Source organism: Nonomuraea sp. NPDC050383 (assembly GCF_044459125.1).
GTDB lineage: Bacteria > Actinomycetota > Actinomycetes > Streptosporangiales > Streptosporangiaceae > Nonomuraea.
Genome location: NZ_JBITIP010000024.1, coordinates 96,154 through 119,590, shown reverse-complemented (window position 1 = coordinate 119,590; position 23,437 = coordinate 96,154). Strand labels below are relative to the sequence as shown.

The 23,437-nt window shown below is 70.9% G+C and carries 29 protein-coding genes and 1 pseudogene; 8 read left to right on the top strand and 22 right to left on the bottom strand.

Features of this window, described 5'->3' with window-relative positions:
- Positions 1–10: 10 nt before the first annotated feature.
- Positions 11–169, bottom strand: coding sequence for a hypothetical protein (locus ACIBG4_RS38080; protein ID WP_397206885.1), 159 nt, complete (start codon positions 167–169; stop codon positions 11–13).
- A gap of 151 nt (positions 170–320) precedes the next feature.
- Here ACIBG4_RS38080 and ACIBG4_RS38075 point away from each other — a divergent pair, with 151 nt between their 5' ends.
- Entirely contained in the window at positions 321–557 is a 237-nt protein-coding gene (locus tag ACIBG4_RS38075; RefSeq protein WP_397206883.1) for a hypothetical protein, read from the top strand.
- A 91-nt stretch (positions 558–648) separates the two neighbouring features.
- Here ACIBG4_RS38075 and ACIBG4_RS38070 read toward each other — a convergent pair whose 3' ends face one another.
- The 5 genes and pseudogenes from ACIBG4_RS38070 to ACIBG4_RS38050 form a co-directional block, all read right to left on the bottom strand.
- Positions 649–1,314, bottom strand: coding sequence for a maleylpyruvate isomerase family mycothiol-dependent enzyme (locus tag ACIBG4_RS38070; RefSeq protein WP_397206903.1), 666 nt, complete (start codon positions 1,312–1,314; stop codon positions 649–651).
- 348 nt (positions 1,315–1,662) lie between these two features.
- On the bottom strand, positions 1,663–1,974 hold the full coding sequence (locus ACIBG4_RS38065) for a DNA glycosylase AlkZ-like family protein (protein WP_397206881.1): 312 nt from the start codon (positions 1,972–1,974) through the stop codon (positions 1,663–1,665).
- 202 nt (positions 1,975–2,176) lie between these two features.
- On the bottom strand, positions 2,177–2,515 hold the full coding sequence (locus ACIBG4_RS38060) for an alpha/beta fold hydrolase (RefSeq protein ID WP_397206879.1): 339 nt from the start codon (positions 2,513–2,515) through the stop codon (positions 2,177–2,179).
- A gap of 238 nt (positions 2,516–2,753) precedes the next feature.
- A pseudogene (locus ACIBG4_RS38055) lies at positions 2,754–3,125 on the bottom strand (epoxide hydrolase family protein); the annotation flags it as partial.
- 91 nt (positions 3,126–3,216) lie between these two features.
- Positions 3,217–4,335 (bottom strand): epoxide hydrolase family protein, encoded by a 1,119-nt coding sequence (locus tag ACIBG4_RS38050; RefSeq protein ID WP_397206877.1) that lies wholly within the window; start codon positions 4,333–4,335, stop codon positions 3,217–3,219.
- A gap of 124 nt (positions 4,336–4,459) precedes the next feature.
- Here ACIBG4_RS38050 and ACIBG4_RS38045 point away from each other — a divergent pair, with 124 nt between their 5' ends.
- Positions 4,460–5,443: a helix-turn-helix transcriptional regulator gene (locus tag ACIBG4_RS38045; protein ID WP_397206875.1), complete on the top strand. Its 984-nt coding sequence runs from the start codon at positions 4,460–4,462 to the stop codon at positions 5,441–5,443.
- Between the two features lie 67 nt (positions 5,444–5,510).
- On the opposite strand, the gene ACIBG4_RS38040 is transcribed toward ACIBG4_RS38045, so the two are convergent.
- Both ACIBG4_RS38040 and ACIBG4_RS38035 read right to left on the bottom strand, forming a co-directional pair.
- Positions 5,511–6,347, bottom strand: a complete 837-nt coding sequence (locus ACIBG4_RS38040; RefSeq protein WP_397206873.1) for an NAD(P)H-binding protein — start codon at positions 6,345–6,347, stop codon at positions 5,511–5,513.
- Positions 6,348–6,490: 143 nt separating this feature from the next.
- Positions 6,491–7,894, bottom strand: coding sequence for an MFS transporter (locus ACIBG4_RS38035; RefSeq protein WP_397206871.1), 1,404 nt, complete (start codon positions 7,892–7,894; stop codon positions 6,491–6,493).
- Positions 7,895–8,046: 152 nt separating this feature from the next.
- On the opposite strand from ACIBG4_RS38035, the gene ACIBG4_RS38030 reads away from it, so the two are divergent.
- Positions 8,047–8,394, top strand: coding sequence for an ArsR/SmtB family transcription factor (locus ACIBG4_RS38030; protein ID WP_397206869.1), 348 nt, complete (start codon positions 8,047–8,049; stop codon positions 8,392–8,394).
- Between the two features lie 343 nt (positions 8,395–8,737).
- Here ACIBG4_RS38030 and ACIBG4_RS38025 read toward each other — a convergent pair whose 3' ends face one another.
- The 7 genes from ACIBG4_RS38025 to ACIBG4_RS37995 form a co-directional block, all read right to left on the bottom strand.
- Positions 8,738–9,871 carry a DUF418 domain-containing protein gene (locus ACIBG4_RS38025; RefSeq protein ID WP_397206867.1) on the bottom strand — a complete coding sequence of 378 codons (1,134 nt, stop codon included), beginning with the start codon at positions 9,869–9,871 and terminating at the stop codon, positions 8,738–8,740.
- Between the two features lie 5 nt (positions 9,872–9,876).
- Positions 9,877–10,710, bottom strand: coding sequence for an ABC transporter permease (locus ACIBG4_RS38020; RefSeq protein WP_397206865.1), 834 nt, complete (start codon positions 10,708–10,710; stop codon positions 9,877–9,879).
- The gene (locus ACIBG4_RS38015; RefSeq protein WP_397206863.1) at positions 10,707–11,600 is read right to left on the bottom strand and encodes an ABC transporter ATP-binding protein; all 894 of its coding nucleotides are present in this window, start codon (positions 11,598–11,600) and stop codon (positions 10,707–10,709) included. The genes ACIBG4_RS38020 and ACIBG4_RS38015 overlap by 4 nt, the downstream gene beginning before the upstream one ends.
- A 123-nt stretch (positions 11,601–11,723) precedes the next feature.
- A complete protein-coding gene (locus tag ACIBG4_RS38010) occupies positions 11,724–12,206 on the bottom strand; it encodes a Clp protease N-terminal domain-containing protein (protein ID WP_397206861.1) in 483 nt (160 codons plus the stop codon).
- Positions 12,203–12,436, bottom strand: a complete 234-nt coding sequence (locus ACIBG4_RS38005) for a hypothetical protein (protein ID WP_355436745.1) — start codon at positions 12,434–12,436, stop codon at positions 12,203–12,205. The genes ACIBG4_RS38010 and ACIBG4_RS38005 overlap by 4 nt, the downstream gene beginning before the upstream one ends.
- 46 nt (positions 12,437–12,482) lie before the next feature.
- A complete protein-coding gene (locus tag ACIBG4_RS38000) occupies positions 12,483–12,629 on the bottom strand; it encodes a hypothetical protein (RefSeq protein WP_397206859.1) in 147 nt (48 codons plus the stop codon).
- A 59-nt stretch (positions 12,630–12,688) separates the two neighbouring features.
- A complete protein-coding gene (locus ACIBG4_RS37995) occupies positions 12,689–12,832 on the bottom strand; it encodes a hypothetical protein (protein WP_397206901.1) in 144 nt (47 codons plus the stop codon).
- A 42-nt stretch (positions 12,833–12,874) separates the two neighbouring features.
- Here ACIBG4_RS37995 and ACIBG4_RS37990 point away from each other — a divergent pair, with 42 nt between their 5' ends.
- The gene (locus ACIBG4_RS37990; RefSeq protein ID WP_397206857.1) at positions 12,875–13,084 is read left to right on the top strand and encodes a hypothetical protein; all 210 of its coding nucleotides are present in this window, start codon (positions 12,875–12,877) and stop codon (positions 13,082–13,084) included.
- Positions 13,085–13,103: 19 nt separating this feature from the next.
- Here ACIBG4_RS37990 and ACIBG4_RS37985 read toward each other — a convergent pair whose 3' ends face one another.
- On the bottom strand, positions 13,104–14,501 hold the full coding sequence (locus ACIBG4_RS37985; RefSeq protein ID WP_397206855.1) for a PLP-dependent aminotransferase family protein: 1,398 nt from the start codon (positions 14,499–14,501) through the stop codon (positions 13,104–13,106).
- Between the two features lie 82 nt (positions 14,502–14,583).
- On the opposite strand from ACIBG4_RS37985, the gene ACIBG4_RS37980 reads away from it, so the two are divergent.
- The gene (locus ACIBG4_RS37980; protein WP_397206853.1) at positions 14,584–15,174 is read left to right on the top strand and encodes a dihydrofolate reductase family protein; all 591 of its coding nucleotides are present in this window, start codon (positions 14,584–14,586) and stop codon (positions 15,172–15,174) included.
- Positions 15,175–15,205: 31 nt separating this feature from the next.
- Entirely contained in the window at positions 15,206–16,399 is a 1,194-nt protein-coding gene (locus tag ACIBG4_RS37975; protein WP_397206851.1) for an MFS transporter, read from the top strand.
- Positions 16,400–16,430: 31 nt separating this feature from the next.
- On the opposite strand, the gene ACIBG4_RS37970 is transcribed toward ACIBG4_RS37975, so the two are convergent.
- Positions 16,431–16,940 carry a TetR/AcrR family transcriptional regulator gene (locus ACIBG4_RS37970; protein WP_397206849.1) on the bottom strand — a complete coding sequence of 170 codons (510 nt, stop codon included), beginning with the start codon at positions 16,938–16,940 and terminating at the stop codon, positions 16,431–16,433.
- Between the two features lie 79 nt (positions 16,941–17,019).
- Here ACIBG4_RS37970 and ACIBG4_RS37965 point away from each other — a divergent pair, with 79 nt between their 5' ends.
- Positions 17,020–17,823 carry an NAD(P)H-binding protein gene (locus tag ACIBG4_RS37965; protein WP_397206847.1) on the top strand — a complete coding sequence of 268 codons (804 nt, stop codon included), beginning with the start codon at positions 17,020–17,022 and terminating at the stop codon, positions 17,821–17,823.
- Positions 17,824–17,840: 17 nt separating this feature from the next.
- Here the strand turns inward: ACIBG4_RS37965 and ACIBG4_RS37960 are convergent, their stop codons facing one another.
- Positions 17,841–18,365, bottom strand: a complete 525-nt coding sequence (locus ACIBG4_RS37960) for a hypothetical protein (protein ID WP_397206845.1) — start codon at positions 18,363–18,365, stop codon at positions 17,841–17,843.
- A gap of 51 nt (positions 18,366–18,416) precedes the next feature.
- Positions 18,417–19,166 carry a 2OG-Fe(II) oxygenase gene (locus tag ACIBG4_RS37955; RefSeq protein ID WP_397206843.1) on the bottom strand — a complete coding sequence of 250 codons (750 nt, stop codon included), beginning with the start codon at positions 19,164–19,166 and terminating at the stop codon, positions 18,417–18,419.
- Between the two features lie 260 nt (positions 19,167–19,426).
- Here ACIBG4_RS37955 and ACIBG4_RS37950 point away from each other — a divergent pair, with 260 nt between their 5' ends.
- Positions 19,427–19,744 carry a hypothetical protein gene (locus ACIBG4_RS37950; RefSeq protein WP_310712593.1) on the top strand — a complete coding sequence of 106 codons (318 nt, stop codon included), beginning with the start codon at positions 19,427–19,429 and terminating at the stop codon, positions 19,742–19,744.
- 64 nt (positions 19,745–19,808) lie between these two features.
- On the opposite strand, the gene ACIBG4_RS37945 is transcribed toward ACIBG4_RS37950, so the two are convergent.
- Genes ACIBG4_RS37945 through ACIBG4_RS37935 form a run of 3 tightly spaced genes read right to left on the bottom strand, consistent with a single transcriptional unit; the run spans position 19,809 to position 23,432 of the window.
- Positions 19,809–21,674 (bottom strand): hypothetical protein, encoded by a 1,866-nt coding sequence (locus ACIBG4_RS37945; protein WP_397206841.1) that lies wholly within the window; start codon positions 21,672–21,674, stop codon positions 19,809–19,811.
- Positions 21,675–21,676: 2 nt separating this feature from the next.
- Complete coding sequence (locus tag ACIBG4_RS37940; protein ID WP_397206839.1) at positions 21,677–22,507, bottom strand: carbohydrate ABC transporter permease; 831 nt, start codon at positions 22,505–22,507, stop codon at positions 21,677–21,679.
- Positions 22,497–23,432 (bottom strand): sugar ABC transporter permease, encoded by a 936-nt coding sequence (locus ACIBG4_RS37935; RefSeq protein ID WP_310712596.1) that lies wholly within the window; start codon positions 23,430–23,432, stop codon positions 22,497–22,499. Before ACIBG4_RS37935 ends, ACIBG4_RS37940 begins: the two co-directional genes overlap by 11 nt.
- Positions 23,433–23,437 lie beyond the last annotated feature (5 nt).

The window sequence follows — 23,437 nt, the reverse complement described above, 5'->3', positions numbered from 1 at the left end:
TTCGGGCGACTCAGGCCCAGATCAGGTCTCGCTGGGGCACGTCCCCGGCCGCGGAGTCGAGGAGCCCGAGAACGACGTCGCCGACGTGATGATCTGGCTGCGCTGCAACCACGGGCGCGAGGTCGGCTACGCCGACATCGCCGTCGGCGTCGACATCCCTGACGGTCACCGGCTGCGGCAGGCCGTCCGCGTCGTCCGCGTGATCGCGGCCAACCGGGGCGACCGCCTGGAAAGGTTCCAGCCCTCGGCCGACCCCGCCCGGCGTGACTCTGCCCGGCGCCGGGTCTGGGTCACCCGCTACGTGCGCTCAGGGCACGGCGATGAGTTTGGCCCTCACCGAGGTCGTCATCAGGCTGGACCTCAGCGACGACGACGCCATCACGCCCGTTGCCACGATGCAGGTGATAGAGCCGGTGGCCGTCCTCTTGCAGGACCTGTCCGAGCAGGACCGGCAAGCCCTCGCTGACCTGATCAACCAGTTCGCGCACCAGGAAACCGACCCTGAGCGGGAGCTGACCGCCTGGGAAACGCCCGAAACCCTGGGCCTCTTGGTCTGATCGATGCCTTGCGGTGCGCCCGTTGTGTCCGCAGAGGTCACCCGGTCTTAAGGCAACGGGACAACGGCTGGGCGGGCTTCGAACCCCCAGGTCATGTCATGTCGCGCCGATCGCGCAGGATTTCGACGCCGTCGCCGTCAAGCTCATCACAGAACACCGAGCGTCCGGTCGTGGCCATCACCAGCGCCAGGGTGGTGCCGGACACCAGCGGGCCGGAGCCCGTGGTGAAAGGGCCGTCGGTGGCGACGAGTCGCAGGCCGGCGATCCGTCTCTTGGCGGCGACGACCAGGTCCGAGCTCTGGTAGTAGTCGGCTACCCGGGTGAGGGTCTCGATCGGGTAGTCATGGTGGATGCCCAGCGGTCGCCGGATGTCCTCGGCATGCACGATCGTCTCACCCAGCATCGCGATGACCGGGAGAGGCGGTTTGATGGTGCTCGTGATGATGCGGCGGAACCTGTCATGCGTCTCGGCCGCGGTCGCGCCCAGCTGCTCAGCCAGCCGCATGGCGACCTGCTTGTCGAAGTCGAACCGGCAGCGGATCACCCCCGCCAGCCACCGCACACCGTTCAAGCTCGCCCCTGCAGTGAGGTGCGCCAGCACCTCCCGCACCGTCAACCCGGCACACAACGACGGCGTCGCCCACTGCTCGTTGACCAGATCCACCAGGTCGCCCGCCAGAGCCGCTCGCTCGGCATGCACCAGCGGCCAGAGGTCAGCCATGCGACTGCCCAGTGCCTTCGGTGCCGGATTGGTCATGTCAGACAGCCTTTTCTCGTCAGTCACGGGAGTCCTCGCGTCAGGTCGGTTAGGACGGTCGAAGGTGAAGACTTCCGCCAGGGGGCGAAATCGTCGCTCATGAGCGACGATTCTGGCCAGTTTGCCGATCCAGGCCCTTCTGGATCTGTTCACCCAGCATGATCCCAACGCCCGCGATCCCCCTGATCCAAGAGCCGTCGATGACGGAACTGCGACAGCGGCGGACCGTGACGAACCTACTGCCCAACAGATGACCACCCAAGCCGATCCGGGCAGCCTACGTGCCTGACATGCCTGACATGCCTGACATGCCTTCAAGCGGCTGACCAGCAGGTTCGCTTGAAAACCCTAGATAACGGCGGCGCCGCCAGGTGCCGTTGGGCGGCGGGTGCACCAGCGGCACCAGCGCCTGTGCCGACCGGGCCAGTGCCTGCGGATCGATGTCGGGCCAGCGACGGGCCAGCGCCGCGCCCAGTTGAGGCCGGTCAGTGTCCGGCCGGTCAGCAGCTCGGTGGCCGCCGCTGCCAGCTCGGCCAGGTCCAGGCCGGCGGTCTTTCTTCCGAAGGCGGCCTGACGGCCGCGGGCCAGGGTGGGTTCGATCAGCCGACGCAGCCACCAGTAGTCGTCGGCGCGCACCGGGTGCTGCGTTCCGCGCAGCATGGAGGCCGTACGAGGGACCGGTCGGTGAGGCGGTCGGTCAGATCGGTCTGGGCGAAGCCGGCGAGCCGCGTCCACAGGCCGAGGTAGGGGGTTGCTCGCTTGAGCCTGTAATCCGACGAGTCGGCCGACCGCCTCCAGGGGCGGCATGGGCGAGCGTCGCTGCAGGAGTTGCCGCTCCAGCGTCACCCGGTTCAGCGTGCGATCATCGATACGCACGCAGGAACTCCTGGAGGTCCTGGGCGAGCAGTTCCGGCACCTCCAGCGCTGGGAAGTGCCCGCCGCGGCCGAACTCCGTCCAGCGTGCCGCTGTCTTCGCGGGATCGACGAGCGAGCGGATCGAGTGGTCGGTCGCGAACACCGCCACCCCCATCGGCACGCCGCCCGGCGCGAGTGTTGCCGCGCCCGGGTCTGTGTTCGCGTGCTCGGCGAACGCTCGGAAGGCCTGCATGCCCTCGTAGGTGAAGTGGGCCGAGGACGCGCCCGAGCGGGTGAACCAGTACAGGCTCACGGTGGTCAGCAGGTCGTCCACGTCCACGGGCATGTCGCTCCACTCGGTGAACTTCTCGGTGATCCACGCGAGCTGCGCGATCGGCGAGTCGGTCAGCGCGTAGGCGAGTGTGGCGGGCCGGGTGGACAGCAGGTGCAGGTAGCCGAGCCCGTCGCGCTGGAAGGCGGCAGCATCCCGGTGATCCCGGCGCCGACGTCGCCGCCGTGCCGGCGAACCGTTCGTAGCCGAGCCTGGTCATCAGCTCGGCCAGTGCCGAGGCGACGCGGAACAGGTCGCCCCACCCGCTCTGCCGTACGGGGGTGGAGAACGCGAAGCCCGGCAGGGACGGGATCACCACGTCGAAGCCGTCGGTGGTCAGCGGCTCGACGAGGGGGAGCAGCTCGGCGAACGAGCTGGGGTAGCCATGGATGAGCAGGACCGGTAGCGCGTTCGCGGCGCCGGAGCGCACGTGCACGAAGTGGAGGATTTGGCCGTCGAGGTCGGTCACGTACTGGGGGAAGGTGTTGAGCCGCGCCTCCTGCGCCCGCCAGTCGAATCGGTCACGCCAGTGCTCGGCCAGGGCGCGCAGGTCGGCGAGCGGGACACCGCGGCCAGGCCCGGCGCCGCGCGGCTCGTCCGGCCATCGGGCGAGGTCACCACTCAGGTCTCCGGTTCGGAGGTGACCGCGTACGGATCTCCTCCGAACCGTCTCTGGCGTCGCGGGTACGGCTGTGCAGGGGCTCCCGGTCGGATGTTCAGCGGACGGTGCGGAAGAAGGTGCGTACTTCGTCGGTGAACAGGTCGGGGACCTCGAGCGCGGCGAAGTGCCCGCCGCGGTCGTACTCGGCCCAGTGGGTGATGGTGTTGAGGGGTTCGGCGAAGCGGCGGATCGCGATGTCGTCGGCGAAGTTGGCCACGCCGGTGGGCACTTGTGAGGGTGTGGGCCAGGTGCGGGTGTGCAGGGATTCGTAGTACATCTGCGCCGAGGAGGCGCCGGTGTTGGTCAGCCAGTAGATCATCGCGTGGGTGATGACGGCGTCCGGTCCGATGGAGCCGGCCGGGTGGGCCCAGTCGTGGAACTTCTCGCCGATCCAGGCGAGCTGGCCGACGGGGGAGTCGGCGAGGCCGAAACCGAGCGTGTGCGGACGCGTCGCCTGGATCTGGAAGTAGGCGTTGCCGTCGGAGAGGAACCGGTTCATCCGGTCGAGCCGGGCCTGTTCGGCGTCGGTGAGCTCTGTGCCCTCGGGTATGCCGCCGAACGGGATGAATCCGGCGGTGGCGGCGTTGACGTGCACGCCGGCGACGTGTTCAGGGTCCACGCGCCCGAGGTCGGGGACGATGAACGCGCCGAAGTCGCCGCCTTGCGCCCCGTATCGGTCGTAGCCGAGCCGGGCCATCAGCTGGGCGTAGGCGCCTGCGATGCGACGGGAGTCCCAGCCCGCCGTGGCCGGGCCGGTGAAGGCGAAGTTCGGGTGTGAGGGGATCACGAGGTGGAAGGCGTCGGCCGGGTCGTCGGGGTTGGTCAGCGGTTCGATCACCTCCAGGAACTCCGCGACGGAGCCGGGCCAGCCGTGCGCGAGGATCAGGGGGAACGCCTGCTCGTGGCGCGAGCGGATGTGCAGGAAGTGGATGTCCAGTCCGTCGATCTCGGTGGTGAACTGGGGGTGGTGGTTGATCCGCTTCTCGGTCGCGCGCCAGTCGTACGTCGTGGTCCAGTATTCGGTCAGCTCCTTCAGGTACGTCAGCGGCACGCCGCGGCTCCAGCCGGCGTCCGGGATCTGGCTGGGCCAGCGGACGGCGGTCAGGCGCCGCCGCAGGTCGTCCAGGTCGGCTTGGGGGATGTCGACGCGGAACGGCTTGATCTCGCTGTTCAACAGATGGCTCCTGGGGTCGATGCGAGGTGTTCGGCCTCGCGCGGGGGTTCGGTGGGTGCCTGGGAGACGATGGTGTCGGCCAAGGAGGTCAGGTGCGGTCCTCGTTGCCGGGCACAATGCAGGGGTGCTTGAAACGTCTGCGCGGTTGCTTCGGTTGTTGTCGTTGTTGCAGCAGCATCGGGACTGGTCTGGTCCGCAGCTGGCCGACCGGTTGGGGGTGACGGTGCGCACCGTGCGCCGTGACGTCGATCGGCTACGTGAGCTCGGTTACCCGGTGCACGCCACGATCGGGAACATCGGCGGGTACCGGCTGGGCACCGGGGCGGCCATGCCGCCGCTGTTGCTCGACGACGAGGAGGCCGTGGCGGTCGCGGTGGGATTGCGGACGGCGGCGAACGGGACGGTGGCGGGGATCGAGGAGACGTCGGTGCGGGCCCTGGCGAAGCTGGAACAGATTCTGCCTCCGCGGCTGCGCTCCCGGGTCTCGGCGTTGGACGGGGCCACCGTGGCGCAGCATCGGCCGGCTGCGGTGGTCTCGGCGGAGGTGCTGACCACGATCGCCGCGGCCTGCCGCGGCCATCAGCGGCTGCGTATGGACTACCGCGGGCATGACGGCACCGACTCCACTCGTACGGTGGAGCCGCACAAGCTCGTCCATGCCGGGCGCCGCTGGTACCTGGTGGCCTACGACCTCGACCGGGACGGCTGGCGGACCTTCCGGGTGGACCGGCTGCAGCCGAAGGTCCCGTCCGGCCCGCGGTTCACGCCGCGCGAGCCGCCGGCCGGCGACATCGGCGGGTACGCGTCCTGGTCGGTGGGTGTCGACCGGTATCGCTACCAGGCGCGGTTCACGATGTATGCCCCGGCGGCGCAGGTGGCCGAGCGGGTGCCGGCCGACGCCGGGGTGGTCGAAGCCGTCGATGAGCGCACCTGCACCTTGCGGGCCGGCTCCAACTCCCTGGACGGGCTCGCCCTGCACGTGACCCTGCTCGGTTTCGACTTCACCGTCCACGAGCCGCCTGAGCTCGTCGGGCATTTCACGACGTTGCACGCGCGCATCGGCCACGCGCTCGGCACGCCGGGCGAGGGCGGCCCGCCGGCCGGATGACCGGCGGGCCTCGCCAGGCGGACGCTGCCAGGCGGACGCTGATCGGCCGGGAAACGGCCTGCCTGCTTCAGGAGAAGTCGGCGACGCGGTCGGCGGCCCACTGGGCGAAGGTGCGGGCGGGGCGGCCAGTGAGCCGCTCGACGGTGTCGTACACCGCCGCGGGATGGCCGACCGACTGCTCCCACTGCTCGAACAAGGTGTCCAGGACGAACGGCGGCATGAAGCGGCTCATCTGCTCGCGGGCGACCTCGGGGGTCAGCTCGTGGTAGGTCAGCGGGCGGCCGAGCGCCTGGCCGATCAGGGCGACCTGCTCGGCGGCGGTGAGGGACTGCGGGCCGCTGAGCGGGTAGACCTGGCCGGCGTGGCCGTCCTGCGTCAGCGCGACGACGGCGACCTCGGCGAGGTCGGCCTCGTGGACGGGTGCGCTGGTGGCGCCGGCGTAGGGGGCGCGGACGACGTCGCCGGCGCGGATCTGGCCTGCCCACGGCAGGGCGTTGGTGGCCATGTGCGCCGAGCGCAGGAACGTCCAGGCCGGCTCGGCGGCGCGCAGCGCCTGCTCGATCTCGGCGTGGTAGGCCGCGATCGGGTTGGCCTGCTCGGTGGTGGTGTCGTCGACCCCGTTGGACGACAGCAGGACGACACGCTCGACCCCGGCCCGCCCGGCCGCCTGGGCGAAGGCCGGCCCGCTGCCGGGCACCGCGTACAGGAACGCGCCGGTGACACCGTCGAGTGCCGCGGCGAGGGTGTCCGGGCGGGACAGGTCGCCCTCCACCACCTCGACGCCCTGCGGCAGGTTGGCCCGCTGCGGGTCCCGCACCAGCGCCCGCACCTTCTCATCACGGGCGAGGAGCCGCTCGACGACGATGCGTCCGACGTTGCCGGTGGCGCCGGTGACCAGGAACATGCTCACTCCACAAGGTGTTCGGGCCCGGACCGGATGTCCGCTGCCGTGCTGAGAACTCTGTCAGCCAAGCAGGACAGTTCCGGTCCTCGTTGATCCATGACGTCGCGTATTTTCTCGGCGGGGCTGCTGTGGGGCGGGCGATGTCAGGAGGGCGTCGTGACCGTGGGTGAGTCGGTGGATCGGGCATGCGGCGTGGAGCCCTGCGCCGGCTTGGACCTCACCAGCCACAGGCCGGTGAACACGGCGCTGACCAAGGTGACGGCGCCGGCCGCGAGGAAGGCGCTGTTGAGGCCGGATTCGAAGGAGGCGCCGCCGGACTCCCGGGTGTGGACGATCGCTCCGAGCACCGCCACGCCGAGCACCGCGCCGATCTGGCGGGTGGTGCTGCTGACGCCTGAGGCGAGGCCTCCTTCCTGGGGGCTGACCGCCTGGATGGAGGCGCCGGTCAGCGGGGACATGGTCAGAGCGAACCCGATGCCGACGACCGCCAGCCGCCACCACACGTTCCCGTAGCCGGTGTCGGCGTGGACGAAGCCCAGCGCCAGCAGCCCCAGCCCGGCCAGGGTGAGTCCGGCGGTGACGACGATCCGGAAGCCGTACCTGGCGGCGAAGCGGCCCGCGAACGGGCTGACGATCACCATGGCGAGGGTGGCGGGCAGGGTCTGCAGGCCGGCGCGCAGAATGGAGCTGCCCTGGACGTAGACGAAGAACTGGGAGAAGAAGAACGACGAGCCCATGAGCGCGAACCCGACCACGACCATCGCCGTGTTGGACACCGTGAACAGCCGCTGCCGGAACAGTCGCAGTGGCAGCATCGGCGTCGAACCGCGTCCTTCGACGACGACGAAGATGGCGAGGATCACCACCGCGGCGGCGAAGCTGGCCAGGATCACCGGCGAGGTCCAGCCGCGGGAACCACTCTCGATCAGCCCATAGGTCAGCGCTCCCACGCCCAGGACGGACAGGACCGTCCCCGGGATGTCGATCGCCGGCGCGTTCGGATTGCGGGACTCGCCCAGGACGCGCAGCCCGGCCAGCAGCAGCACCGCGCCGATGGGCACGTTGACCAGGAAGATCGCGGGCCAGCCGAAGGCGTCGACCAGGATGCCGCCCGCCAGCGGTCCGGCGGCCAGGCCGATGCCGCTGAACCCGGCCCACAGGCCGATCGCCTTGACTCGTTCCTGCGCGAGGGGATAGGCGGCGGCGAGCAGGGCCAGCGAGGCGGGGCTCAGCGCCGCGGCCCCGACGCCCTGCAGCACCCGTCCGGTGATCAGCCAGCCGATGGAGGGGGCGACGGAGCAGAGCACGGACGCGAGGGTGAACACCACGACGCCGGCCAGGAACACCCGCTTACGGCCGAAGCGGTCGGCGAAGACGCCGCCGGACAGCAGCAGCATGGCCACCAGCAGCACGTAGGCGTCGACGATCCACTGCAGACCGGTCAGCCCGGTGTGGAGCCGCTGCTGCATGTCGGGCAGCGCCGCGCCGACGATCGTGCTGTCGAGCAGCACCATGAACTGGCCCAGGCAGGTCACTGTGAGCAACACCGCCCGGTTCGATCGAATGCCTCCGGCCTCCGGCGATCCGGCCTTGGTCGTGCTTTCGTGTGCGGTCAACGTGGTCCCTCTCACGATGCGGATGCTCTCAGCACCATAGTTCCATAATTCCGAACTATCGAAGCATCGGGTAGTGTGGAGGCATGCGATCGCTACCCGAGCCGGCGCGCGAGTCATTGACCCTCGCGCCGGTGCTGCACGCGCTCAGTGATCCGGTTCGCCTGGAGCTGGTGCGGCGGGCCTGGGCCACTCCCGGGTTGACCTGTGCCGTTCTCGCCGACGGTTTGGAGGTGCCGCTGTCGACGCTGTCCAATCACTGGCGGATCCTGCGCGAGGCCGGGCTGATCAGCATGACCGTCGAGGGCCGGCACCGGCGGATCCGGCCGCGCGAAGCCGATATGAGCGAGCGCTTCCCGGGCCTGCTCGAGCCGATCATGCGCCTCGGCGCGGCCGAGGGAACATCGAACGAACCCATCTCTGACCTGTGCTGATGATGCAAGAGAGTGCGATGGCCCTGAGCGGTTTGTTGCCAGTGGATCGCTTGGTCGCGGCGTCGACGGGCGACGCGGACAGCTGGGTGGTCTCGGTGGAGGCTGGCCGAGGTGGCGGCGCACGGCCTCGATGGACACTCCGGCGGTGATGAGCTCGGTGGCGTGGGCGTGACGCAGCTGGTGGATGTCGATCTCGACGCCCGCGATGACTGCTGCGAGCTGGGACCAGCCGACCGACGTGTTCTCCCGGTCTCCGCCGCCACCGCGCTCCCTCACCGTCGCACAGGCTCCGGGCCGGAAGCCGCGTCGGCGCGCGCCCCCACCTTGCCGGACGCCCTCAGGTTCAAGAACCAGCTGTTGACGAGGCCGTTGTGTCGTGGCGGCCGTAGGTCAGGCGCCGTAGGAGCACCTCCACCGGGCCTCGATGGCCTGTGCGGTGCAGCCAGTCTGCGAGGACGATCGAGACGGCGCCGATCGCGAGGGCGATGCCGAAGGCGCCGGCGAAGCCCACGTCGTCGGACAGGCCCAGCGTGAATGGGTAGAACAGGGCGAGGAACACCGCTGACTGGAACAGGTAGAAGGTCAGCGAGCGCTGGCCGAGGGCGGCGAGGGCGGCGGTGAAGGGGCCGAGGCGAGACCGTGTCGCGATGAGCCCCAAGAGGGCCGCCAGGCCGATGCCGCCGGCCTGGCCGGTGAGGGTGTGCGCGAGGACGGCGGCCCAAGGCGCGGGGGGCGTCCATGTGCCGGACAACAGCAGGGCTCCCGGGATCCGACCGGCGAGCGCGACGCCGAGGCAGATCACGGTGACGCGGCGCAGCAGGGTCCGGTGCCGCTCGGGCTCATCCAGGACGCGGCGGCGAGCCGCCCAGATGCCCAGCATCATGCCCGGCACGATGTCGATCGTGCCCAGGACCGTCTTCACGGGCCACGTCTGGAAGCCGGACAGCAGGTGGGAGCCGAGGTCGGCCGGCATGATCCCGGCCCCCGCGATGTCCACGGCACCGGTCAAGGCCAGCAGGATCGGCCCGGAGGTCACGAGCACCGCCGGAAAGAGGGTCAGGGCGGCCGTCCAGCACAACACCGCGTCCCGAGCCCGCACCAGCGGAAGGAGCACCAGCAACGTCAGCCCGTACACCGCGATGATGTCCAGCGGTACGAGCACTCCGTGCACGAAGCCGATGACGATCAGCCATCGACTCCGGCGCCGCAAGAGTCTCCTGAGCGAGCCCCAGTCCCCGCCCGCCACCTGATGCCGGTACGCGAACTGGCCCAGCGCGTAGCCGAACATCAACACGAACATCGGCCGGGCCTGGTTGTGGGCGAGCAGATGATCGAGGAACGCGGCCACGCCGTCGAGCACTCCGAAGGCCCCGCCGGTGACGAACACCGGCGCGTGCGCCACTGCGATCGCCAGCAACATCACGCCCCGGGCCAGGTCCGGCGCCAGGGACCGGCCGGTCACCGTCGTGACGGTCACGGCCGTCACCCGACCCGCTGCAGGGCACGCTCACGGCGTGCCGCCACCGTCGAGCCGGACTCCCCGCGTGCCATCCGCCGCAGCAGGACCGGCGCCAGGAGCAGTCCGAGCACCGCCCAGGCGCCCAGCATGCCGGCGGTCTCCAGGTGCCGCCACGACTCGCCGATCTCGACGGCGACCGCCGAGTCCGGCAGCAGGGCCGACCGCATGCCGAGCCCCATCCAGTAGATCGGGAAGACCTGGGCGGTCCACTGCAGCCACTCGGGCAGCGAGCTGATCGGGTAGAAGATGCCGGAAATCCCGATCAGCGCGAGGAACGGAAGCTGGACCAGCCCCTGGGCACGGGCGCTGGTGAACACCGAGCCCAGGACCGCGCCGATCGGCAGGGTCGCGACCAGGCCGAGCGCCAGCACCCAGGTCAGTCCGGGCCAGGAGCCCGGACCGATCCGCAGGCCCTCGACGAGGAGCGCGGCGGGCACGAGGAAGATCACCAGGTCGGCCAGCAGGCCGCCGGACACCGAGATCACCTTGCCGATCAGGTAGGCGGGCATCCCATGCGGGGTCGCCTTGGCACGCAGCAGGGTGCCGTCCTCGCGGTCGGCGGTGAGCTGCTGGCTCATGCTGATCAGGCCGGTCGCGGCATTCATGCCGAGGATGCCGGGTAAGACCAGGGCGCCGAGCAGGAGAGCGCCGACCGACAGGTCCCGGATGAAGAACAGCGTGGCCACCATCAGCGCGGGCCACAGGAAGTGCGACAACAGCTCGGCGCCGTTGGTGAACGACTGCCGCAGCTCGATCAGGCCCCGGGACCAGCCCGCGCGCAGTACGGTCGCGTTCATCGGGCCACCCCCTCGGCCTCGCGCACCAGCGCCAGGTACGTCTGCTCCAGCGAGGCCCGGTGGACCTCCAGCTCCCGGACGTCGTCGCCGTAGCGGGCGAACAGCTCGCGGGCGAACGTGGTCGAGTCGGGCGTCCTGTCGACGTAGCGCCGCCCGTCGCGCACCCAGCGCACCTCGTCCTCGCCGGCGATTCGCCGCGCCAGCTCGGCGGCGGTGCCGTCGGCGACGATCCTGCCGCCGTTCAGCACGAGGATGCGGTCGGCCAGCTTCTCGGCCTCGTCCAGGTCGTGGGTGGTGAGCAGGACGGTGGTCTCGCGGGCGTCGGCCAGGTCGCGTACGAGATCGTGGAAGTCGGACCTGGCCTGCGGGTCGAAGCCGGTGGTCGGCTCGTCGAGGAACAGCATCTCGGGGCGCCCCACGAGGCCGATCGCCACGTCGAGCCTGCGCCGCTGGCCGCCCGACAGTGTCTTGAGCTTCTTGCCGGCGTGCTCGGTCAAACCGACCCTCTCGATCAGCTCGTCGGGGTCCCAGGGCCGCGGGATCCGGGGGGCGGCGTAGGGGGCGTAGTAGGTGCCGAGGTGGGCGAGGAACTCGCGGACCCGCCATTTGCCGTGGTCGCGCCAGGACTGCAGCACGATCCCGAGCTGGGCCCGCCACCGCTCGTCGCCATGCGTGGGATCGGCGCCGAGCACCGAGACCCGGCCCTGCGACCTTATGCGGAAGCCCTCCAGGATCTCGATCGTGGTGGTCTTGCCCGCGCCGTTCGGCCCCAACAAGGCCAGAACCTCGCCGTGGCGGGCTTGGAACGTGACGTCGTGCAGGACGTCGAGCGAGCCGTAGCGCATGCGCAGCCCGTCGACGTCGAGCACGATAGCGTTGCTGTGTGTCATGATATGACCTCTCTTTGTGATCGGATGACCTCGTGCCGGAGCACATGCCGGCGGAAGCCCGGCACGAGGGCATGACGCATCGCGGCCCGGACCGGGCCGGAGCGTGGGGGCAGGGGGGGCTGGTTACCAGCTTTCGCGCGTGAGCGTCTCCTCGACGCGATCCATCAGGCCGACCCGGTCGACGCCGGCCAGGGCGAGCGCGCGGGGCACGGTGCCGACGTCGGCGGCCAGGACTCCGAGCAGCAGATGGGCGGGACGCAGGTCCTTCTTGCCCGTGGCGGCGGCGAAGCCGCGTTCGAGCGCGAGCCGGGCGGAGGCGCCGGGCTTCGGGTGATCTGTGGGGTCGCGGAAGGGCTTCGGAACGTCATAGGAGGCGAGGGACACTCCGACCGCGTCGAGGCTGTGCTCGAACTCCCGGTCCAGAGCATCCCTGATCGCCTGCCGCCCGAGCCCCGCCGCCGTCAGAACGCGGTGCGCGGCGGTGCCCTCGACGGCGGCGATGGCCAGCAGGAGGTGGTGGGCCTCGGTGGCGGCAGAGCCTTCCTCCCGCGCCTCGGCCGCTCCCCGCATGATGATGTCGTTGATGTAGTGGTCGATCGTGCTCACTGTCGTCTCCTCAGCGTCACGCCGGCGGCGATGAGCCGCTTGGCGTGCTTCTTGTGGACCGCCTGGCGGGTGACGCCGAGCGCCTCGGCGACCTCCGGCCAGCCCCATCCGGCGCGCATGGCCTGCTCCACAGCGGCGTCCTCGAGCTGGTCGGCCAGGCGCCGCAGCGCCGTGACCGCCGCGAGCGCGTCGGCTGGATCCTGGGGTGCGGGTACGTCTTCTGCCGACATGCGAGCAACTTTAGTTGACTAATCTGCGATAGTCAACTGTGGTTGCTTAGACTGCCCGAGGCTCGTGGAGTGCGCCGTCGTAGGCGAACACGGCGGCGGCCGACGGCTTGGAGAGGGGCGGGGCGGCGATGGCGGACTGATGGGTCTCGGTCAGCCGCAGCGTCGCCGCAGCACCGGCGAACTGATCGCCCATCCGGCCGGTCCCCGCCTGGCCCGGCGCGGCCTCAGCCACACTTGGGACGCCAGGTTCGATCAGAAGTCCTCGCGCGCCTGCGTGCCCGGGCCGAACCAGCGGGTGAGGGCCGTCTTCAGGCTGTCGGGGTCGGCGCCCGCCCAGGCGACGTAGCCGTCGGGCCGGATGAGCAGTGCGGGTGCCGGGGGGTCGTCGGCAGTGATGCGGCCGGTCCCATGGCTTCGTCACGACAGCCGGGACTGTGAATGCCGCGCTCCGACGAGCTGCCGCGCCGCCCACCCGACGGCCGTTCGAGGATCCTGCCGGCCTCGACTGACGGCGAAGCCGTCCGCGCCTACGAGAAGAGCATGCTTCCCCGTGCGGCGGACGCGGCCCGGATGCTCGAAAACGGCGCCGAGGCCCTGCTCGAGCGCCACGACGGCGGCGAGGTCGCAGGAGCCGGGTGGAACGGCTGAGGTTCTGCCAGAGGTTCCCTCAGCGCAGGAGGTCCGCGATGCGGGCTATGCCGGAGCGGATGGCGTGCTCGCTGAGGTCACCGAAGCCGAAGACGACGGCCGGCGGTTCGCTGCCGTGATCGACCCGGTAGCGCCGCATGCCGTGCAGGTGGATCGAACGCCGTCCGGCGGCCGCGATGACCGCGGCCTCGTCCGTGCCCTCGGGCAGCGCCGCCGCCGCGTGGAAGCCGGCGTCGAGTCCGGTCAGCCGCAGGTGGGGGGCATGCCGGCGCAGCGCTTCGGCGAGCGCGAACCGCTTGGCGGCGTACGCTCTGCGCATCCGGCGCAGGTGGGCGTCGTACCGGCCGGACTCGATGAGCCGCGTGAGCGCGAGCTGGTCGAGGCCGGGTGATCCACGGTCGCTGCGGTGTTTCTCCTCGGCGATGGCCGGCGCGAGATGCGACGGCGCGAGGATCCACCCCAGTCGCAGGGTCGGTCCGAGGGATTTGCTGACCGACCCGATCAGCACCACCCGGTCGGGCGCCAGACCCTGCAGCGCCCCGACCGGCCGGCGGTCGTAGCGGAACTCCGAGTCGTAGTCGTCCTCGATCATGACGCCGTCGCGTTCCTCGGCCCACCGCAGCAGCTCCTGGCGTCGGCCGGGGGCGAGCACGACGCCGGTGGGTGTCTGATGGGCCGGGGTGAGGATGACGGCTGTGGCCGGGGTCCGGCGCAGCTCGCCGACGCGCACGCCTTGCGCGTCGACGGGCACCGGCACCGGGGTCAGCCCGGCGCGGCGGACGTGCATGGCCATCTGGGGGTGGCCGGGGTCTTCGACGGCCACGGTCTCGGTGCCCTGTTCGCGCAGCACGTCGAGGGTGAGGGCCAGGCCCTGGGTGAAGCCGTTGCAGACGATGACGTCGTGGGCGCTGATCGACGCGGCGCGGACCCGCTGGAGGTAGGAGGCGAGCACGTCGCGCAGACGTGGTGAGCCGGCGGCCTCGCCGTAGCCGATGTCGCTGCGCGACGCGGTCCGCGCGGCCTCGCCACAGGCCCACAGCCAGTCCCGCATGGGAAAGCTGCCCAGGTCCGGCCGGCCCGGAACGAACGCGATGCCCGCCTCGGCCGGTGAGGAGAGCGTGACCTGCTCGACCGTCGACTGCCGCAGGGCCAGGGCGACCCGTGTCGTGCCACCGCCCGTGGCCGTCAGGTATCCCTCGGCCGCCAGCTGCTCGTAGGTGCCCTGGACCAGCCCGCGCGAGACGCCGAGGTCCGCCGCCAGCTTCCGCGAGGACGGCAGCCGCTCGCCGGCCTGCAGCCGTCCGGACCGGATCGCGGTACGCAGTGCCTCCTGCAACTGCGCGCCGAGGGTGCCGCGGACACCCCGGTCCAGGTGCAGCATGATCTCCGGGGTGAGACCGGACCATTCGACTGCCATGGAAGTGGACCTTAACAATGTGCCAGTGGCCCCCGTACGGTCGAGTCACCGAATCCCGGGCGCTGATCACAGGAGGCCACGCATGCACGACACCGAGCCGCAGAGCGCAGGGGGGAAGGTGCTCTGGCACTTCCTGATGTCGCTGGACGGTTTCGTGGCGGGGCCCGGGCACGAGATGGACTGGATGGCCGGGTTCTCGGTCCGTCCGGGCCTGCACCGGGAGTACATCGACACCACGGGCGCCGTGCTGGGGGGTCGCGACGGCTGGGACGTCGTGAACAACAGCCGCCCGTACGGCGGCGCCTGGCAGGGGCCGATCTTCGTGCTCACGCACCACCCCGACGACGCGACGCCCGCCGACGATGTCACGTTCCTGAGCTGCGGCCCGGCCGAGGCGGTACGGATCGGCCTGGAGGCGGCCGGCGGCAAGAACCTCGAAGTGTTCTCGCCGACCATCGGCCGTCAACTGCTGGAGCTGGGCCTCATCGACGAGATCGACCTGCACATCGCGCCGATCCTGCTCGGCGAGGGCATCCGGCTGTACGACAACCCCGGCGGTGCGCCGATCCGCCTGCACCGCCTCGGCGAGGACGACCCCATGTCGGTGGTCAACGTACGGTACCGGCCCACAACGGCGAAGATCCCGGCCGGGACACCGCGGGCAGCGCACTGACGGCGGACGAAGAGTCAGGAGAGCACTGCCCATGCAGACCTACCGGGAGCTGTTCCGCACGCCCGAGTTCACGCCGCTGTTCGTGGCCTCGTGCGGGCACGTCGCCTCCACCACGCTGAACGGGCTCGCGCTCGCCACGCTGGTGTACGCCCGCACGGACTCCCCGCTGCTGGCCGCGTTGAGCATGTTCGGGCCGTCGTTCGCCGAGCTGATCGGCGCCACCATGCTGCTGTCCGTGGCCGACCGGGTGCGGCCGCGTGCGGCGCTGACGCTGATCGCGCTCGCCGGCGGCGTGGCCGGCCTGGTCCTGGCCATGCCGGGCATGCCGCTGTGGGCGATGTTCGCGGTGATCCTGGCGCTGGGCCTGGTCACCTCGGTCGGCGGCGGCGTCCGGTACGGCCTGCTCAACGAGATCGTGCCGCAGAGCGGGTACGTGCTCGGCCGCTCGGTCCTCAACATCTCGGTCGGCGCGATGCAGATCGCCGGCTTCGCGCTCGGCGGCGTCCTGCTGGCGGTGGTGTCGCCGCGGACGACGCTGGCGATCAGTGCGGCGCTGGCCTTCGGCGCGGCGCTGGTCCTGCGGTTCGGACTCGGCTCCCGGCCGCCGCGGGCGGCCAGCCGCCCGTCCGTCGCGGTCACCTGGCGGGTCAACCGGCACCTGCTGTCCACACCGGCCCGCCGGGCCGTCTACCTGTCGATGTGGGTGCCCAACGGCCTGGTGGTGGGCTGCGAGGCGCTGTTCGTGCCCTACGCGCCGCACGCGGCGGCCGCGCTGTTCGTCGCGGCGGCGCTGGGCATGCTGCTCGGCGACCTGGCCGCCGGGCGGTTCCTGCCGCCGGACACGCGGTGGCGGTTCGTCACCCCGCTGCGGTTCCTGCTCGCGCTGCCGTACCTGCTGTTCGCGCTGCCGCTCGGCACACCGGTGGCAGCCGGCGCGGTCGCGGTGGCCTCGATCGGCTTCGCCTCCACGCTGCTGCTGCAGGAGCGGCTGATCGCGCTGATCGGCGAGGATGTTCGTGGCCAGGCGCTCGGCCTGCACGCCTCCGGCATGAAAGCGATGCAGGCGATCGGCGCCACGCTGGCCGGCCTGATCGCGCAGTACCTGCCGGCCGGCGTGACGATGACGGTGATGGCGGTGGCGTCGCTCGCCGTCACGGCGGCGCTCACTCCGGGCCTGCGGCTGTCGGACGGCCAACCGTCGAAGCTGGAGCTCGGAAGGCTGTGACCCGACGGGAGGCGGCTGCCGCCGCGGCAGGCTAGCGCCGGTCGAGGCCGTCGAGCATGAGGGGCAGGAAGCGCTCCGGGATGACGCCCGGGTGGCAGGCGAACACGTTGAGCAGCTCCATGAGGTCGCCGGTGCCGACATCAGGACGCATCGCACCGTCCGCCTGCGCCTGCCGTACCAGCTCGTCGAGTCGCTGCATCAGCGCCTGCCTGGCCTGCGGCGCGGAGGTCCCGGCCAGCGCGGCCGCGATGGCGCCGCGGCTCTCGGCCACGCTGTGGAGGACGAAGGCGCGAACGGCTGTCCACGCGTCGGGCTCGGCCGCCACGGCGCTGTCGAGGGCGTCCATGAGCCCGTGGACGTACTGCTCCGCCAGGGCGGCGAGCAGCGCGCCGCGGTCGGGAAAGCGGCGATAGAGCGTGCCGACGCCGACGCCGGCCCGGCGGGCGATCAGCTCCATCGGCGCGTCCGTGCCGCGCTCGGCCACCGCGTCACGTGCCGCCTCCAGAATCCTGTCCCGGTTGCGGCGGGCATCGGCGCGCATCGAACTCCCCTTTAACTGGACGACAGGCTTCCGCTTAGTATAGAACAGGAAGCCTACATTCCGCTTAGGGGGTTGCGCGATGATCGTCGTGACGGGTGCGACAGGCACGATCGGGCGTGCGCTGATCGAGGAACTCCGTGGTGCGGTGCGAGCCGTGGTACGCCGCGTGGAACAGGGCGAGGAGCTGGGATGCGACTACGTGGTCGGCGACCTGGAGCGGCCGGAGAGCATCCCGATCGAGCCGGGTGACCGGCTCTTTCTCAACAGCGCGCTGTGGCCGGGTTTCGTGCGAGCCCACCGAGCCGTCATCGATCACGCGGCGGCCGCGGGCGTGGCGCAGGTGGTGACCGTCTCTGTGCGTGGCGTGACGTCGGGCAGCCTGCTCGGGTTCGGCCAGCACGGGCAGGTCGACGAGCATCTCAAGGCATCGGGAGTGCCGTGGTCGATCCTGGCGCCCGTCGGGTTCATGCAGAATCTCCTGGGCGACGTCGACGAGGAGGGGCGGATCTTCGGCTCCTACGGCAGGGGCGGTGTCGGCTACATCGACGCGCGTGACATCGCGGCGGTGGCGGCCGTGCTGCTCACGCGTCCCGTCGGGGCCGACGCCACCTACGAGCTCACCGGGCCGGTGGCGCCCACGCATGACGAGGTCGCCGCGGAGCTCACCCGAGCACTCGGCCGGACCGTGCGTTACGTGGACCTGCCGGTCGAGGAAGCCGCCGTTCACCTGGAGAAGCGCGGCATGCCCGCCCCGGCGGCGCATGACCTGGCCGAGCTCATGGCGCAGATCGGGGATGGGCGCTGGGCGAGCACGACCACGACCGTGGCCGACATCCTGGGTCGCGAGCCGCGTTCGCTGCGGGAGTTCCTCGGCCGCGCCTGACGCCCTCTGCCTGGGCGTCATGACGCCTCCGGCCCGGCGTAGGTGATCGAGTGGCGGCCCAGCTGCCAGGTTCCGCCGTCGGCCGCGGCGCCGCGCAGACCGTCCAGGGTGCCGGGGCCGGCCAGTCGCACGATGTCGGTGCCGCCGATCGAGGCGAAGGCGAAGGTCCGCGCCGGGTCCCAGGTGGTGCTGTGACGCAGGCGGCGGCTCATCTGCGCCCATCCCAGCGCGGCACCGGCGACCACCCAGGCGTCCGGGTCGCCCGCGGCGAACCGTCGGGCCGGGCGCAGCCAGGACGCTGCGGTCTCCGGCCAGCTCACGACGGTCAGGACGGCTCCGCCACGCGCCCGCCAGGCGTGGGCGAATGCCTGGACGGCCGCCGTGGAGGCGGGGTCGCGGCCGTGGCCGAGCGTGACCGCTTCGATCCGTGGCCGCCGCGCGGTGAGCAGGTCGATCAGCGTGGCCAGCTCGGCGGCGGTGTGGCCGGCCGGCGCGGCAGCGGCGACCTGCGGGGCGCGGACCAGCGGCGAGAGTGATGGCATGGTTCGCCGCCTCCTTTCGTATGCGTCTGCGGGAGCCGGTGTCCCGCGCGGTCAGCGAGCGTTGTGGAAGATGACGCCCAGCACGGTGCGGCTGCCGGACTCCACAGCGCCGGTCCCGTGCCGCATCGCGTGCCGGCGGTAGCCGTTCCTGCCCTGGATCGGGCGGTGCCGCACTGGGAAGATCATCGCTTGGCCGAGTCCCGGCTTGACGACGATCGCCCTGGACTGGAAGCGGGGGCGCTGCTCGACGAACACGTTCTCGCCGCCGGTGAAGTCCACACCCGGCTGGTTCAGCATGATCGCGATCTGCAGGGGAAAGACGATGTCGCCGTAGATGTCCTGGTGCAGGCAGGCGTGGTCGCCGGGGCCGTACTGCAGGATCAGGGGCGTGGGCCGCCGCTGACCGGCCGCGGCGCACTCGGCGACCAGCTCGGCGTGCGTGGCGGGGAAGGTGCGCTCGCCGAGCATCGGCGCCCATCGGTTGGCCATCCACGCCACCGGCGGATACAGGCTCTCGCGCAGCGCCTGCACCAGCGGGACCGCCGCCGGATCGGCGTAGTACTTGTAGGTGCCGCGGCCGAACTGGTGACGCTGCATCACCACGGTCGAGCGGAACAGGCCCGGCTCGTCGAAGGTCGCGATGAGCTGCCCGCACTGCTCTCGGCTCAGCAGCGGCGGCGTCAGCGCCACGCCGTCCTCGCCCAGCTGCCGGTACAGATCCTCCCAATCCAGATCAGCCAGCGCGGGCAGCTCCTCGCTGCGCGAGACGACGGGTGGCACGTCGAACAGCGTTGTCATCATGAGCGTCGGTTCCTTGCCTGGGAGCGTGGATCAGCGCGACGACGCGTCTCGCTTCTTCCGGTTCGTCAGGTATAACGCGGTGAGCGCCGCCGACCTCGGCGGTATTCGGACATCGCGCTCTTGATCGGTGCCACCAGGACGACTAGCCTGATCGCCGTGCCGCCGGAAGGCGGGGCCGAGCTGATCGCGTCACGCGGGAAGCGCCCCGACCACAACGAGCTGCTCGACCACGCCACCATGGAGTTCGGGACCGACTGACGATGAGCGCAGAAGCGGATTTCAGGCAGGTCGGCGCCGAGCTGGCCGACCTGGGTGTGCAGATCTCCAGGATGATGGGGAGTCCCGCGCTCAAGGATCAGGCGGGGAAGGTCTTCGCGAGCCTGCAGCGCGACGGTGCGATGGTGTTCCGGCTGGTCAGGGACACCCCCGAGCACACAGCCGCGCTCCAGCTGGCCGGGGCGTCCCTGTTCGACCCCTCGGGGCAGGGCAGGACGATCAAGGACTGGGTGGTCGTGCCCCACTCCTCGGTCGAGAAATGGACGGATCTGGCCGAGGCCGCCCTCAGCCGCCCACGCTGATCAGCAGGCCACATCGAGATGATGGAGCCCTACGTGATGGGTGAGGAAGAAGTCGCCGGCCGGGTCACCCCATGATGAGCGTGAGGTCGAACGTGCCCTGGTGGGGGATGCGCAGGGCGTGGAAGCGGCGGGAGCCGTCGCGGAAGTAGCGCACGGTGCCGGCCGCCAGGGTCGCCGGCAGGGGAGTGCCCCAGCGCAAGCGGATCGTGGTGCGGCCCCGGCGCAGGTCCAGGCCGTCGGCGGTGGCGGTGGTCGTGCCGCCGAACGCGGCCCGGGTGCCGTCGGTGAAGGTGAGCACGTCCGTAGGACGGAGGACCAGGGGGATCTGCTCGGTGGCGGCGGCGTTCGCCGTGACCGTACGCCGGACCGTCCGCCGGGTGACCAGGACGTCCGTGGTGACGTTCGCGTTGCCGTAGCGGATGCCGAAGGCGGCGGGGGCCGGGCCGCCGGTCCACTGCCCGCCGCCGGGGGCGCCGTGGAAGTAGGTGGCGGGCAGGGGGCCGTCGGAGTCGGGGGCCTGCCCGGGGAAGACGGTGGACCAGCAGGCGTGGTTGTTGTCGTTGAGCCCGCAGATGATCGTGCCGGCTTCGGGATGCCACAGGAAGGTCAGGCCGGTGCGGGCGAGGGAGGCGCGGTCGCCGAAGTAGCCGCCCAGGTACAGGCCGGGCTTGCGGACGTACAGGAAGTCCTGGCCGCGGTCCTCGCGCAGTTCGACGAAGTCGTCGGAGCGCAGGTAGGGCAGGTCCGCGATGGCGGCGGCCCGCTGCCGTCTGCTGGGGAACCCCTCGCCGTGGAGGCCATGGGTGAGGATGCGCGGCGAGGTGTCCTGCTTGGCGAGCGGCGTCACCAGCTCGGTGGACGCGGCCCAGGCGGCGCGGGCCTCGACGAGGTCCTCGCGGGCGGTCAGGAAGGCCGACAGCAGCGGCACCTGGCGGGTGAACGTCCAGTTGAGCGCGGTCCGGTCGGGGTCGGGCCGCACCTCGTCGTACCAGCGGGCGCTGGTACGGGTGGAGGGGGCGACGTTGACCATGTACCCGGCGCCGTCGGGCTCGCGCAGCAGGTTGTAGGACAGGAAGCCGGTGAAGGCGCGGGCCATGTCCACCAGATTCGGGTCCGAGGTCTGCTGGTAGGCGTCGGCCATCTCGGGGAGCATGACCTCGAAGTTGTAGTTCATGTCGTGGCCCCCCTTCTCGTGGAAGAACCCGGCAGAGCTGACGCCGGTCGCGGCCAGCCGGGGGAACGCCTCGGCCAGGCCCCTGACCAGCGCCGGGTCGGGGTCGAGCTTGAGCGCGAGCGAGGCACCGGCCAGGCCCGAGGTGGTCTGGTTGGCGTAGTCGAGGGGCTCCTGCCAGACGGTGTGGTTGGCGGGGTCCAGGAACCAGGTCATGGACGTGTGCAACGCGGCGGTGATCTGGGCCTGCCTGGCGGGCAACGCCCCGGACGCGCGCAGGATCTGCAGCGTCTTGGCCAGGTAGCCGATGCCGAACCCGGTGGGCGCCAGGCCGTGCTCGTTGCGGTTGTACTCGGGGAAGGAACCGTCGGGGTGCTGGAGCGACAGGTAGTGGCCGAGCGCCGCGTCGAGCGCGGCCAGCAGGCGCGCGTCCCCGGCGTACGGGTTCCACGGCCGGGCGTTGGCGTGGAACCAGGCCAGCGTGAAGACGTGCTCCTGCACGCGGGCGTTGAACGACGCCGCCGGCGAACGCCACCAGCCGCCGGCGAAGAAGCCGCTGTCGGCCATGTCGTTGACCATGGGGGAGAGGGTGGCCAGGTACGGGGCGAAGCGCTGCTCGTGGGGGGCGAACGAGGCGCGGTTCAGGATGGTCAGCGGCGGAAGGTCGGGGACTTCGGCCGATGCGGCGCCGGGGACGAGCACGGGGGCGGCCACGGGGAGCAGGGCGGTGGCGCGGAGCAAGGTGCGGCGGGAGAGCATGGTCAGCCTTTCAGACCGGTGTGCGCGAGCCCCTCGATGAACTGCCGCTGGGCCAGGACGAAGACGACCAGGATGGGCAGGGCGGTCATCGTGGCGGCGGACAGCTGCACGTTCCACAGGGGCGAGCCGTAGGCGTCGACGAACTGGGTGAGCGCCTGCGGCAGGGTGAACTTCGACGGGGTCGACAGGAACACGATCGGTTCGAGGTAGAGGTTCCACGAGTGCAGGAACGTGAAGATGGCGACGGCGCCGAGCGCCGGCCTGGCCAGCGGCAACGCCACCCGGCAGAAGGTGCCGAAGCGGCCGAGCCCGTCGACCCTGGCGGCCTCCTCCAGCTCGCCGGGCAGCGTGATGAAGAACTGCCGCATGATGAACGTCGCCAGCACGCTGGGCGCGCCCAGGATCGGCACCAGGATCAGCGGCCAGTGCGTGTCGGTCATCCCCGCCGTGTGGAACATCTGGAACAGCGGGACGATCGTCACCTCGCTGGGGATCAGCAGGCCGACGAGCACGACCAGGAAGAGCGCGTTCTGGCCGGGGAAGCGGATGCGGGCGAAGGCGTAGCCGGCCATCGCGGCCACCGCCATCGTGCCGACGGTCACCACCGCGGCGATGTAGAGGCTGTTGAGGTACTGCTGCCCGAACGGCTGCAGCTCGAAGACCCTGCCGTAGGTGGAGAAGTCGAACCTGGAGGGCACCAGCGCGGGCGGGAAGGCGAAGATGTCGCCGATCGGTTTCACCGACGAGGTGACCATCCACCAGGTCGGGAAGACGAACGGCACGCACAACACGCACAGCACCGCGTACAACGCGAGCTTGACCCTACGACTCATGGAAGACCCACTTCCGGCGCAGCCGCCACTGCAGCAACGTCAGCGCCGCGACGATCACGAACAGCAGGACCGACAGGGTGGCGCCGTAGCCGAGGTGCCGGAACTGGAAGGCCTGCTGGTACAGGTAGTAGACGAGGACAGTGGTGGACATCCCGGGCCCGCCCTGGGTGAGCACGGCGATCTGGGCGAACACCTGCAGTGACCCGACCACGGTGATGATCGAGGTGAGCAGGATCGTCGGGCTGATCAGCGGCACCGTGATGCGCCGGAACCGGGTCCAGGCGCCGGCGCCGTCGAGCTGCGCCGCCTCGTACAGCTGGCGCGGCACGCCCTGGAGCGCGGCCAGGAACAGCACCATGTTGAGCCCCACGTTCTTGACGACCTGGACGACGACGACCGACAGCAGGGCGGTGCTCTCGCCGCGCAGCCAGTTGGGTCCGTCCACGCCCGCCACGCCGAGCAGGCCGTTGACGCCGCCGTCCTGCTGGAGCAGGAACTGCCAGACGATGGTCCAGGCGACCAGCGACACCAGCACCGGCGAGAAGAACACCGTCCGGAAGAACGTGGTGCCGCGCAGCCGCTGGTTCAGCAGGATGGCCAGGGCGAGAGCGAGGGCGAGGTTGAGGACGACCAGGCCGACCGAGAACAGCGCGGTGCTGGTCAGCACCTGCCCCATCTTCGGGTCGGCGAGCAGCTTGGCGTAGTTGTCGCCGCCGACGAACTCGAACGTGTCCGCCAGCACGTTCCACTCCTGGAGGCTGTAGTAGCCGACCAGGCCGAGCGGCAGCAGGACGAACAGCGCGCTCCCGGCGAGCTGCGGCGAGATCAGCAGGTAGCCGACGAGGGCGTCGCGCCGGGGGATGGTCCAGAAGTGGCGGGGCCGGGCGGCGGCGCGCTCCGCCACCCGGTTGCCGAGATCCGTCACCGCCA

Excerpts from the sequence above, each read along its gene's own strand:
- ACIBG4_RS38075 (WP_397206883.1), top strand. The coding sequence starts at position 321 with ATGAGTTTGGCCCTCACCGAGGTCGTCATCAGGCTGGACCTCAGCGAC.
- ACIBG4_RS38070 (WP_397206903.1), bottom strand. The coding sequence starts at position 1,314 with ATGACCAATCCGGCACCGAAGGCACTGGGCAGTCGCATGGCTGACCTC.
- ACIBG4_RS38065 (WP_397206881.1), bottom strand. The coding sequence starts at position 1,974 with ATGCTGCGCGGAACGCAGCACCCGGTGCGCGCCGACGACTACTGGTGG.
- ACIBG4_RS38060 (WP_397206879.1), bottom strand. The coding sequence starts at position 2,515 with ATGCCCGTGGACGTGGACGACCTGCTGACCACCGTGAGCCTGTACTGG.
- ACIBG4_RS38040 (WP_397206873.1), bottom strand. The coding sequence starts at position 6,347 with ATGTTCCTGGTCACCGGCGCCACCGGCAACGTCGGACGCATCGTCGTC.
- ACIBG4_RS38030 (WP_397206869.1), top strand. The coding sequence starts at position 8,047 with ATGCGATCGCTACCCGAGCCGGCGCGCGAGTCATTGACCCTCGCGCCG.
- ACIBG4_RS38020 (WP_397206865.1), bottom strand. The coding sequence starts at position 10,710 with ATGAACGCGACCGTACTGCGCGCGGGCTGGTCCCGGGGCCTGATCGAG.
- ACIBG4_RS38015 (WP_397206863.1), bottom strand. The coding sequence starts at position 11,600 with ATGACACACAGCAACGCTATCGTGCTCGACGTCGACGGGCTGCGCATG.
- ACIBG4_RS38005 (WP_355436745.1), bottom strand. The coding sequence starts at position 12,436 with ATGTCGGCAGAAGACGTACCCGCACCCCAGGATCCAGCCGACGCGCTC.
- ACIBG4_RS38000 (WP_397206859.1), bottom strand. The coding sequence starts at position 12,629 with ATGGGCGATCAGTTCGCCGGTGCTGCGGCGACGCTGCGGCTGACCGAG.
- ACIBG4_RS37990 (WP_397206857.1), top strand. The coding sequence starts at position 12,875 with ATGCCGCGCTCCGACGAGCTGCCGCGCCGCCCACCCGACGGCCGTTCG.
- ACIBG4_RS37985 (WP_397206855.1), bottom strand. The coding sequence starts at position 14,501 with ATGGCAGTCGAATGGTCCGGTCTCACCCCGGAGATCATGCTGCACCTG.
- ACIBG4_RS37980 (WP_397206853.1), top strand. The coding sequence starts at position 14,584 with ATGCACGACACCGAGCCGCAGAGCGCAGGGGGGAAGGTGCTCTGGCAC.
- ACIBG4_RS37975 (WP_397206851.1), top strand. The coding sequence starts at position 15,206 with ATGCAGACCTACCGGGAGCTGTTCCGCACGCCCGAGTTCACGCCGCTG.
- ACIBG4_RS37970 (WP_397206849.1), bottom strand. The coding sequence starts at position 16,940 with ATGCGCGCCGATGCCCGCCGCAACCGGGACAGGATTCTGGAGGCGGCA.
- ACIBG4_RS37965 (WP_397206847.1), top strand. The coding sequence starts at position 17,020 with ATGATCGTCGTGACGGGTGCGACAGGCACGATCGGGCGTGCGCTGATC.
- ACIBG4_RS37960 (WP_397206845.1), bottom strand. The coding sequence starts at position 18,365 with ATGCCATCACTCTCGCCGCTGGTCCGCGCCCCGCAGGTCGCCGCTGCC.
- ACIBG4_RS37955 (WP_397206843.1), bottom strand. The coding sequence starts at position 19,166 with ATGATGACAACGCTGTTCGACGTGCCACCCGTCGTCTCGCGCAGCGAG.
- ACIBG4_RS37950 (WP_310712593.1), top strand. The coding sequence starts at position 19,427 with ATGAGCGCAGAAGCGGATTTCAGGCAGGTCGGCGCCGAGCTGGCCGAC.
- ACIBG4_RS37945 (WP_397206841.1), bottom strand. The coding sequence starts at position 21,674 with ATGCTCTCCCGCCGCACCTTGCTCCGCGCCACCGCCCTGCTCCCCGTG.
- ACIBG4_RS37940 (WP_397206839.1), bottom strand. The coding sequence starts at position 22,507 with ATGAGTCGTAGGGTCAAGCTCGCGTTGTACGCGGTGCTGTGCGTGTTG.